The 11,948-nt window shown below is 64.2% G+C and carries 3 protein-coding genes; all 3 read left to right on the forward strand.

The window, feature by feature from the left end:
- Positions 1-259 precede the first annotated feature (259 nt).
- The 3 genes from NKK52_RS06395 to NKK52_RS06405 all read left to right on the forward strand — a co-directional run bounded on the left by NKK52_RS06395 (position 260) and on the right by NKK52_RS06405 (position 11,875).
- Positions 260-8,839, forward strand: a complete 8,580-nt coding sequence (locus tag NKK52_RS06395; RefSeq protein ID WP_352628494.1) for a glycoside hydrolase family 94 protein — start codon at positions 260-262, stop codon at positions 8,837-8,839.
- Between the two features lie 344 nt (positions 8,840-9,183).
- Complete coding sequence (locus tag NKK52_RS06400; RefSeq protein WP_023672897.1) at positions 9,184-10,956, forward strand: glucan ABC transporter ATP-binding protein/ permease; 1,773 nt, start codon at positions 9,184-9,186, stop codon at positions 10,954-10,956.
- A gap of 166 nt (positions 10,957-11,122) precedes the next feature.
- Entirely contained in the window at positions 11,123-11,875 is a 753-nt protein-coding gene (locus NKK52_RS06405; protein ID WP_023682911.1) for a heme ABC transporter permease, read from the forward strand.
- Positions 11,876-11,948: the final 73 nt, after the last annotated feature.

Genomic DNA, 11,948 nt, shown 5'->3' on the forward strand with positions numbered 1-11,948 from the left:
AGAAATCTGGCGTAAGCTGTTGTCTGGATCACGAAAAAGCCCGAATCCTTCCGTCGTTCCAAGGCGGACGGGAGGGCAGGGGTGCTCGTCCTTGAATTGTCGAAAGCCCCACTTAAAATGTCGAAGGGATAACGCCTCTGGCGTGGTGCGAAGCAAAACTTTCGGCCAGTGTAATCATGCAACCAATTGCATTTGAATCGGTTTTAGGGACATTGCCGTGGCGGTGGCGCCGCATCGCGTCCCCCATGCGGAATTTTCAATGAATATCCAGACAAATCCTGCCCATATCGAAAAGTCCAGCGCCGGCTTCCCGGTCATCACCGAAGAGCCGATACGCTCCAATTTCCTGCCCGAAGAGCGGCTGCGCGCGCTGGGCGAAAGCCTTGCCAAGGGCGACATCAAGGACCTGTTCGGCCTGACGCCGTTCGATTTCCAGGCCCGCATCCGCGACAGCGCCAAGAAAATCCTCGAAGTCTACCGCTCGACCAATGCCGCCCAGGCCAAGGGCGAAACCATCACGCCTGCCGCCCAATGGCTGCTCGACAACAATTATCTCGTCGAGGAGACCATTTTTCAGGTGAAGCGCGACCTGCCGCGCCGTTTCTACCGGCAGTTGCCGACCCTGAAAGTGGCCGATCGCGCCGCGGTGCCGCGCGCGCTGGCCCTGGCCTGGAGCTATGTCGCCCATTCCGACAGTTCGGTTTCGGCGACCATGTTCAAATCCATCGTCGAGGGTTTTCAGTCGGTCGAGCCGCTCAAGATCGGCGAGCTCTGGGCGCTGCCGTCGCTGCTGCGCTTCGTTTTGATCGAGAATCTGCGCCGCATCGCCGTGCGCGTCGACCGCACCAGGCAGATGCGCCATATCGCCAACGAGGTCGCCGACCGCGTGCTGGCGACCGACGACAATGCAGACCGCCGGAAGATCCTGTCGGGCTACGGCGCGCATGCGCAGGACACCACCTTCGCCACCCAGTTGCTCTACCGCCTGCGCGACGGCTCGCAGAATGCCGGCAGGGCGCTGGAATGGCTGGAGGTCGAGCTCGAGAAAACCGGCTCCGACGCCGAGGAAATCATCATTTCCGAGCATCGCACGCTGTCCAGCGGCAATGTCACCACCGGCAATATCATCCGCGGCCTGCGCCTCATCAACGACGTCGACTGGACGGTGTGGTTCGAGGGCGTCAGCCGCATCGACACGCTGTTGCGCGAGCGCACCGATTTCGCCGCGCTCGATTTCTTTTCGCGCGACCAGTACCGCACGTCGATCGAGCAACTGGCGCGCCGCTCCGACCTGTCCGAATTCCGTGTCGCCGAAAAGGCCATCGAGCTGGCCAGCCATGTTCCCGGGGTCACCGATGCCTCCGGCGTGCCGGATGCATCAGCCGATCCGGCCATGCATACCGATGTCGGCTTCTTCCTGGTCGGCCCGCGCCGGCCGGATCTGGAAAAGGCGATCGGCTATCGGCCGCCCTTCCATGTGACTTTCAAGCGCGCCTTCACCGCCACGGGCTGGCTCGGCATCGTTGTGCCGGTCTTCCTGCTGACGGTGCTGCTGCTGGTTGTCTCCGGCAATGCGCTTGCCCATCTCGGCCTGTCGGTGGAATCCATCACGCTGATGCTGGCGCTGTTTGCGGTGCCTGCCAGCGAAGGCGCGCTCGCCTTCTTCAACACCGTTGTTTCACTGTTCCTGAAGCCGACGCGGCTCGTCGGCTATGATTACAAGCACGGCATTCCGGCGGCATCACGCACCTTGGTCGTGGTGCCGTCGCTGATCGGCTCGCGCGATGATGTCGAGGAAAACATCCGCAACATCGAGGTGCATCACCTCGCCAACACGGCCGAAGAAATCCATTTCGCGCTGCTGTCCGACTGGCCGGATTCCAAGACCGAGATCGACGCCGCCGACATCGAGATCCTGCAATATGCGCGCGACGAGATCGCCAGGCTCAATGCCCGTTATCCCTCGGAAGGCGCGCCGCGTTTCTATATCCTGCATCGCCGCCGGCTCTACAACCAGGCGCAGGGCGCCTGGATGGGCTGGGAGCGCAAGCGCGGCAAGCTGCATGAGCTGAACCTTCTCTTGCGCGGCGACAGCGACACCACCTTCCTGCCGCTCGACGTGCCGCTGCCGGAAAAGGTCGTCTATGTCATGACGCTCGACGCCGACACGCGCACCACGCGCGACGCCGTGTCGTCACTGGTCGGCAAGCTCGCCCATCCGCTCAACCGCCCGCATTTCGACGCGACAAAGCGCGTCGTTACCGCCGGCTACACCATTCTGCAGCCGCGCATCACAGCCTCGCTCACCAGCGGCGACGACGCTTCTTTCTTCCAGCGCGTCTTCTCGTCCAACAGCGGTCTCGATCCTTACGTCTTTGCCGTCTCGGATCTCTACCAGGACGTCTTCAGCGACGGCTCCTTCACCGGCAAGGGCCTTTATCACGTCGACGCTTTCGAGGCGGCGCTGCAGGGCCGCATCGAGGAAAACACCGTCCTCAGCCACGATCTGCTCGAAGGTGCGCTGGCGCGCGCAGCACTTGTCACCGACGTCGAACTGGTCGAGGACTATCCTACCCGCTACTCGGTCGACGCCTCGCGCCACCACCGCTGGGCGCGCGGCGACTGGCAGCTGCTGCGCTTCATCTTCTCGCCGCGTTCCGGCGTGCCGGCGCTGTCGCGCTGGAAGATGGTCGACAATCTGCGCCGCTCGCTGACCCCGATCTTCTGGGTGATGGCGGCGATCGCCGGCTGGACGCTGCTGCCCTTCACGCAGGCCGCGCAGTGGCAGGCGCTGCTGATCCTGTCGCTGTTCATGGCGCCGACCTTCGATGTCGTCAACGCCATCCTGCCCAAGAGCGGCGACCAGACGCCGCGCGGCCATTTCTCCGCGCTGGCGCACGACACCGTCTTCGGCACGGCCCTTGTGGCGCTGAAAGTGCTGTTGATGGCGCACAATGCCTGGATGATGGGCGACGCCATCGTGCGCACGCTCTACCGCCTGTTCGTCAGCCGCCAGAACCTGCTGGAATGGCGCACCGCGTCGCAGGCGCACAAGGGCGGCGACAACGATATCGGCTCCTATTACAGCATGATGTATGGCGCCGTGATCATCGGCGTCGTCGGTCTCGCTATCCCCGTGCTGGCCGATTCCACCGGTGCCTTCGTCGCCTTCTTCTTCGCTCTGTTCTGGATCGGTTCGCCGGCGGTTGCCTGCTGGATCAGCCGCTCGGCCGAGACCGAGGACCGCCTGCGCATATCGCAGGCCGACATCCACGCGCTGCGCACCGTGGCGCGCCGCACCTGGCATTATTTCGAAACCTTCGTCACGGCCGAGCACCACAATCTGCCGCCCGACAATTTCCAGGAAAGCCCGGCGCCCGTTGTAGCGCCGCGGACGTCGCCGACCAATATCGGCGTCTACCTGCTGTCGGTGGTGTCGGCACGCGATTTCGGCTGGATTGCGCTCTCCGACGCCATCACCCGGATCGACGCCACGATGACGACCATCGAGAGCATGCCGCGCAACCGTGGCCACCTCTTCAACTGGTACGACACCACGACGCTCAAACCGCTCTATCCGCTCTACATCTCCGCCGTCGACAGCGGCAATCTCGCCGGACATCTGGTCGCGGTGGCGGCTGCCTGCGCCGAATGGGCGGAAGCCCCGTCCGTTCACCTGCAGGGCGATTTCGAAGGCGTCCTCGACACGGTGAGTATCCTCGACGAGAGCCTCGAGGAATTGCCTGACGACCGCCGGCAACTGCGGCCGTTGCGCCAGCGTCTGGCCGATCGCCTCGATGGCATGCGGCGCGCCGTCATGACCATCAAGGCGCAGCCGGAGATGGCCTCGATCCGCACGATCAACCTGGCCGTGCTTGCCGGCGAGATCCGCAAGCTCGCCACCGCCATCCACACTGAGGCCGGATCGCAGCGGAGCGACATTATCGCCGACTGGGCGGCCCGGCTGGAAGCGACCTGCGAGGCGCATGTGCATGACTCGCACAGCGACGAAAACGCCGTCGAAGCCTTGCGCGCCAAGCTGCTGGCGCTGCGCGAACGCTGCCGCCGCTATGCCTTCGAGATGGATTTCTCTTTCCTGATGCGTCAGGAGCGCAAACTGCTCTCGATCGGCTACCGGGTCGAGGAGCACCAGCTCGACGAGAGCTGCTACGATCTGCTCGCCTCCGAGGCGCGGCTGACCAGCCTGTTCGCCATCGCCAAGGGTGACCTGCCGACGGAGCATTGGTTCCGGCTTGGAAGGCCGATCGTCGAGATCGGCTTCCAGGGTGCGCTGATGTCCTGGTCGGGCTCGATGTTCGAGTATCTGATGCCGCCTTTGGTAATGAAGGAGCCGCAGGGGTCGATCCTCAACCAGACCAGCAAGCTGATCATCAAGCGCCAGATCCAGTACGCGCGTTCGAAGAACGTGCCCTGGGGCATTTCGGAAGCGGCCTACAATGCCCGCGACCGCGAACTGACCTACCAGTATACCAATTTCGGCGTGCCCGGACTTGGTCTCAAGCGCGGCCTTGGCCAGAACACGGTGATCGCGCCTTACGCCACGATCCTCGCGGCGCAGTTCACACCGCGCGAATCCGTCCAGAATCTGGCCAGGCTGCGCTCCATCGGCGCTCTCGGCCGGCATGGCTTTTACGACGCCGTCGACTTCACGCCGCAGCGCGTGCCGGAAGGCACCGACCATGCCGTTGTCCTGAACTACATGGCGCATCACTCCGGCATGTCGATCGCCGCCGTTGCCGACGCCATCTTCGAGGGCCGGCTGCGCGACCGCTTCCACAGCGATCCGGTGATCGAGTCTGCCGAACTCCTGCTGCAGGAGAGGGCGCCGCGCGACATCCCGACCGCCACGGTCAGGACCGAAGCCGACGAGCGTTCGAAGGACGAGACCGAGGTCGAGAGCCCGGACTCGCGCATTATCCTCGACCCGCTGAGGGCGTTGCGCGCCACCAGCGTCATGTCCAATGGCCGCTACTCCGTCATGGTCTCGGCCACCGGTTCCGGTTACAGCCGCTGGGGCGAACTCGCCGTCACCCGTTGGCAGCCCGACCCGACCGAAGACCGGCTCGGCTCCTACATCTTCCTGCGCGACGCCGGCAGCGGCGACTGGTGGTCGGCCACCGCAGAGCCGAAGCAGGCGACCGGCGAGAGAGTGCAAACGCTGTTTTCCGACGACAAGGCGAGCTTCGTCAAAACAGTGGGCTCGCTGCGTTCGGAGGTCGAATGCATCGTCATCTCGGAAGGCAATGGCGAGGGACGGCGCGTCACGCTCTACAATGACGGCGCCACTGACCGGCATATCGAGGTGACCTCGTTTGCCGAGCTGGTGCTGGGCAACGAAGCCTCCGACAATGCCCATCCTGCGTTCTCGAAAATGTTTATCGAGACCGAGATCGCTGCCAACAACGGTGCCATCTTTGCCACCAGGCGCAAGCGCGACAAGCACGAGCCTGACGTCACCATGGTGCATTTCGTCACCGATCCGTCCGGGTCGGCGCGCGATGCCGAGGCCGAAACCGACCGCCGTGCCTTCATCGGCCGTGGCCGTACCATCGCGGAAGCGGCGGCCTTCGATCCCGGCGCCAAGCTTGGCGGTCACCACGGCTTCACCCTCGATCCGGTAGCGGCCCTGCGCCGCCAGGTGCGGGTGCCGGCCAACAAGAAGATATCGCTGACCTTCTGGACCGCCGTCGGCGCCAACCGCGCCGAACTTGACGAGGCCATCGCCAGGCTCGACCATCCCGAAAGTTTTGCCCGCCAGGCGATGCTTGCCTGGACGCGTTCGCAGGTGCAGACCCGCCATCTTGGTCTCAGCCTGACCGACGCCGCCAACGTGCAGAAGCTGGCGCGCTTCCTGATCTATCCCGATCCGTTCCTGCGCCTGCCCGGCGAATCCATCGCTTCGGGGCTGGGCAAGCAGTCCAGCCTGTGGCCGACCAGCATTTCGGGCGATTTCCCGATCTTCCTGGTCCGCATCGGCGACGTGGCCGACCTCGAAATTGTCGCCCAGGCGCTGCGCTTCCAGGAGTATATGCGCGCCCGCGGCATGATGATCGACTTCGTGGTCGTCAACGAGCAGGCATCGTCCTATGTCCAGGACCTGCAGCGCGCGGTCGAGACGCTGTGCGAAAACAGCCGCCTGCGCGGCAAGGAACTCGGGCCGCGCCAGCACATCTTCGCCGTGCGCCGCGACCTGATGGACGAGGCGACGTACAAGACGCTGCTGGCGGTTGCCCGCGTGGTTCTGCACACGCGCAACGGCACCATCTTCGACCAGATCGAACGCGCCGAGGCGGCAGCCTTGCAAGCACGCGATGCCCTGCAGCCGGTGGCCCCCGCGTCGCTGCGCGAGCCGTCTCTGCCGGTGCCGGCGGCGCCTGCATACCATGCCGCGTCCGACAGCAGCGCCGACGGCAGCGGCCTCAGCCAATGGAACGGCTTTGGCGGTTTCGAGGGCGACGGCCGCCACTATGTCACCCGCCTTGCCGGGCGGCGCTCGACGCCGCAGCCCTGGATCAACATCGTCTCGAACGCCTCGTTCGGATTCCATGTCTCGGCCGAAGGCGCTGCCTTCACCTGGAGCCGCAACAGCCGCGATTACCAGCTGACGCCATGGTCGAACGATCCGGTCACCAACCGGCCGGGCGAGGGCATCTACATCTACGATCAGGCCAGCGGCAAGGCATTCTCGCCGTTGGCTGCCGTGGTCCGCGATCCCTCGATGACCTATGAGACATGGCACGGCCAGGGCTTCTCCACCTTCCGGTCCAAACGCGGCCCGCTGTCGATGGATCTGACGCACGTCGTCGATCCCGTCGATCCAGTGAAGATCACGCGGCTGCGCATCCAGAACTCAGGCTCGGGGCCGGCGCGGCTGCGCGTCTATGCCTATGCCGAATGGGTTCTCGGCAGCCATCGCTCGAGCACTGCTGCGACCATCATCCCGTCCAGGGATCCAGCGACCGGCGCGCTTCTGGCGCAAAACCCCTACGGTCTCGATTTCGGCGACCGGGTGGCCTTCCTGGCCGCCACCGGTCCGGTGCATTCGGTGACAGCCGATCGTGGCGAGTTCATCGGCAGGCACGGCACCAGCGCCTTCCCGCACACTGTCGTCAGCGGCGCCGGCCTGTCGGGCCGCGTCGAGGCCGGCGACGATCCGTGCGCAGCTGTCGCCAGCGACATCGACATCCCTGCCGGCGGCGACGTCACGCTGGTCTGGCTGCTTGGCGACGCCGCTACATCAGCCGAAGCGAGCGCGTTGGTGCAGACCCATTCGGGCAAGGATTTCGACCAGCGGCTGGCCGATAATGAACGCGTCTGGCGCGGCTTCCTCGACACCATCCAGGTCGAGACGCCCGACAAGGCGCTCGACGCCATGGTCAATCACTGGCTGCCCTATCAGAGCCTGGCCTGCCGCATCCGCGCCCGCTCGGCCTTTTATCAGGCAAGCGGCGCCTTCGGCTTCCGCGACCAGCTGCAGGACACGCTGGCCCTGCTTGCGCATGATCCGAAACTGGCGCGCGACCAGATCCTCAATGCGGCGCGCCGGCAGTTCCCCGAAGGCGACGTCCAGCATTGGTGGTTGCCGCGCACCGACGCCGGCGTGCGCACCATGATCTCCGACGATGTGGTCTGGCTGGCGCATGCCACCAATCGCTACATCGAGGTGACCGGCGATACAGGGATCCTGAAGGAGCAGCTGCCTTTCATCGACGGGCAGGTGTTGGGCGAGGGCGAGCACGACGCCTTCTTCACGCCGGAAATCTCCAAGACGAACGCTTCGCTTTACGACCATTGCGCGCGCGCGCTCGACCTTGCGATCAAGCGCAGCAGCCCGGCCGGGCTGCCGCTGATCCTCGGCGGCGACTGGAACGACGGCATGAACCGCGTCGGCGAAGCCGGCAAGGGGGAGAGTGTCTGGCTCGGCTGGTTCCTTTTGAAGACGCTGGGCGACTTTACCACCGTGGCCAAGGGGCAGGGCGACACCAAGCGGGCGCAGGCCTGGACAAAACACGCCGATGTGCTGAAGCGGGCGCTGGAAAGCACCGCCTGGGACGGCCAGTGGTATCGCCGCGGCAGCTACGATGACGGCACGCCGCTTGGCTCGCACAATTCGGACGAGTGCAAGATCGACTCCATCGCGCAGTCGTGGAGCGTGCTCTCCGGCGAGGGCGACCCCGCGCGCTCGACCACGGCGATGCAGCAGGCGACGAACCTGCTGGTCGACGACAAGCTCAAGATCGTCAAACTGTTTACCCCGGCCTTCCAGAACACGAGAAAGGACCCTGGTTACATCAAGAGTTATCCGCCGGGCGTGCGCGAGAACGGCGGCCAGTACACCCATGCGGCGACCTGGTTCGTGATCGCGCTCGCCGAAATGGGCCGCTCCGACGATGCCTATCGCTGCTTCTCGATGCTGAACCCGGTCAACCATGCGCTCGACGATGCATCGGCCGAGCATTATCGCGTCGAGCCGTACGTCGTCGCCGCCGACATCTATTCCGGTGAGGACAAGGGCGGTCGCGGCGGCTGGACCTGGTATACGGGCTCAGCGGGATGGCTCTACCGTGCTGCGGTCGAAGGAATTCTGGGAATCGAGCGGCGGGGCAAGCAGATCACGTTCCGGCCGAAACTGCCCAGCCATTGGGACGGCTATTCTGCCACGCTGAAGATGCTGGGGTCGGAGATCAAGGTTCGCGTCATCCGCGACAAAAAGGCCAAATCCATCTCGCTCGAAGTCAATGGAACCAAGACAAAGTCTTCCGGTTTTCAGCCGAAAGCCGGCGACAAGACCGAGGTGGTCGTCAAGATACCCGCATAAAATCAAAGGCTTCAGGTTATTGACGCGCGCCTTTCGAGGCGCGCGTTTTCTACTTCGGCATGCTCCTGGCGAAGAACGGCGTGCCTTCCCGGATACCGGCGGTCCAAGCGTGCAGTGACTAAAAATGTGGCAGCGCCAGATGCTGCCATGATTTTGCCGCAAGACTGACATTTCACCTTTTATCTCAAACCGTTAGGTGATCACGGCAGATTTCGCAACGTCGTCATCTTTTGTTCGCAGAATGGGAACGGAAGAGGTAGACGGGCATTGTTTTGCGACCCGTTAACCGGTACGTGTCAAGAAATGGTGCGGTGCACAATAATGTTTTGGGCGGAGTAGCTGAAGTGTCACTTCTGCAAATCTACTGGAGAGCGCTGGGTTATCTCGCAGCCGACAGGAAGCGCGTTGCGTTTATCTGCGGTGCGAATGTCGCGCTCGCCATTATCGCCATCCTCGAGCCGATCATGTTCGGCCGGGTAATCGACGCCATCTCCGATAAGGGTTCGGTGTTTTCGACGCTGGCGCTGTGGGCCGGTCTCGGCGCCTTTAACATCGTCGCCTTCGTGCTGGTGGCGCGCGGCGCCGACCGTTTTGCCCACAAGCGGCGCAGCGAGGTGCTGTGCCAGTCGTTCGAGCGCGTGATCACCATGCCGCTCGCCTGGCACCACCAGCGCGGCACCTCCAACGCGCTGCACACGCTGCTGCGCGCCGTCGAGACGCTGTTCAGCCTGTGGCTTGAATTCATGCGCCAGCATCTGTCGACGGCGGTTGCGCTGGCTCTGCTGATTCCGACCGCGATAAGCATGGATCTTCGCATGTCGCTGGTGCTAATGGCGCTGGGCGTTCTCTATGTCGGCATCGGCCGGCTTGTGATGAAGCGCACCAAGGCGGGCCAGGCCGCGGTCGAGCGCCACTACCATCAGGTCTTCGCGCATGTGACCGACTCGGTCAGCAATGTCGCCGTGCTGCAGAGCTACAACCGTCTCGGCCACGAGGCCGATACGCTGCGCCGCTATGTCAAGAACCTGCTCGACGCGCAGAACCCGGTGCTCGACTGGTGGGCGATGGCCAATGCGTTGCACCGCCTGTCGTCGACCATATCGATGATGGTTGTGCTTTTGATCGGCGCCTATCTGGTCACCCATGGCCAGCTCAAGATCGGCGACGTCATCGCCTTCACCGGCTTTGCCACGCTGCTGATTGCCCGCCTCGACCAGATGTCGGCTTTCGCCAACCAGATTTCGGAAGCCCGCGCCAAGCTCGAGGACTTCTATCACCTCGAGGATTCGGCCGCCGACTCCGCCGAGCCGGACGGCTTGCGCGACCTCACCAACGTCACCGGCCACGTCCGCTTCGAGAATGTCGGCTTCGAGTTTGCCAATTCGAGGCAGGGCGTCGACGACGTCTCCTTCGAAGTCCAGGCCGGGCAGACGGTTGCCATCGTCGGCCCGACCGGCGCCGGCAAGACGACGCTGATCAACCTCTTGCAGCGCGTCTTCTCGCCGTCTCATGGCCGTATCCTGATCGACGGCATCGACACCCGCACGGTGACCCGCAAGTCGCTGCGTCATTCGATCGCCACCGTCTTCCAGGATGCCGGCCTGCTCAACCGCTCGATCGAGGACAACATCCGCGTCGGTCGTGCCGAGGCGACTTATGACGAGGTTCACGCCGCCGCCAATGCGGCTGCCGCGCAGGATTTCATCCTTGCCAAGAGCGCCGGCTATGACACCGTCGTTGGCGAGCGCGGCGGCCAGCTTTCAGGCGGCGAGCGTCAGCGCATCGCCATTGCCCGCGCCGTGCTCAAGGACGCACCGATCCTGGTGCTCGACGAGGCAACGAGCGCGCTCGATGTCGAGACCGAGGACCGCGTCAAGGAAGCCATCGACGAACTGAGGCGCAACCGCACCACCTTCATCATCGCCCACCGCCTGACCACCGTCCGCGACGCCGACCTGGTCGTGTTCATGGACAAGGGCAAGGTGGTCGAGATGGGCGGCTTCGCCGAACTGTCGCTGCGCAATGGCCGTTTCGCCAGCCTGCTGCGCGCCGGCGGCCTGCTCAACGACGAGGAAGTCCGCCGTCTCAGCCGCACGGTGAATATCGAAGCTGCGTAAGCTTTTTTACCTCCCCCTTGTGGGGAGGTCGGACCGAAGGTCCGGGTGGGGTAGTGCCCGCCACCCCACCCCGCTGCTTTGCAGCGACCCTCCCCACAAGGGGGAGGGTAAGCACTGCGACAACCGCTCGATTGCCCCGAACGCGCCGCCGGTCTATCTAGACCTTATGAGCGACACCTCCTCACGCCTCGCCGGCTGGACCGACCTCGCCAACCCGACGCGCTTTGTCGGGCTGGCCGACAGGCTGGTGCCGTGGCTGGCGTCGATCGCCGCGATCCTGCTCGCCATCGGTCTCTATATGAGCTTTGCCGCGCCTGAGGATTTCCAGCAAGGCATCACGGTGCGCATCATGTATATCCACGTGCCTTTCGCCTGGCTCGCCATGATGTGCTACACGGTGATGGCGGTCGCCGCGCTCGGTACGCTGGTCTGGCGCCATCCCTTGGCCGATGTCGCCCTGAAATCGGCAGCCCCGATCGGCGCCACCTTCACCGCGCTTGCGCTGGTCACCGGCTCCATCTGGGGCAAGCCGATGTGGGGCACCTGGTGGGTCTGGGACGCGCGTCTGACCTCGGTCTTCATCCTCTTTCTTATGTATCTCGGCATCATCGCGCTGACGCGTGCGCTCGACGACGCCAGCCGTGCCGCCTGGGCCGCCGCCATCATCACGCTCGTCGGCTTCATCAACATCCCGATCATCAAATTCTCGGTCGACTGGTGGAACACGCTGCACCAGCCGGCCTCGGTGTTCCGGCTCGGCGGACCGACGATCGATCCCAGCCTGCTATGGCCGCTGCTGGTGATGGCGCTCGGCTTCACCGTGCTGTTCTTCGCGCTGCACCTGACGGCGATGCGCACCGAGATCCGCCGTCGGCGAGTGATCGCCATGCGCAGGGTGGCAGCACGGCAGGCCGACTAGCGCGATTTTCAAAACCGAAGCCATACGCCTGCCGCCAAACATTAGCATGTGCTGCTATGTTGCGGTGCAGCAA

The organism is Mesorhizobium sp. C277A (assembly GCF_040324395.1).
GTDB lineage: Bacteria > Pseudomonadota > Alphaproteobacteria > Rhizobiales > Rhizobiaceae > Mesorhizobium.

What these genes read in the sequence shown, in the direction of transcription:
- NKK52_RS06395 (WP_352628494.1), top strand. Translation starts at nt 260, where the DNA reads ATGAATATCCAGACAAATCCTGCCCATATCGAAAAGTCCAGCGCCGGC.
- NKK52_RS06405 (WP_023682911.1), top strand. Translation starts at nt 11,123, where the DNA reads ATGAGCGACACCTCCTCACGCCTCGCCGGCTGGACCGACCTCGCCAAC.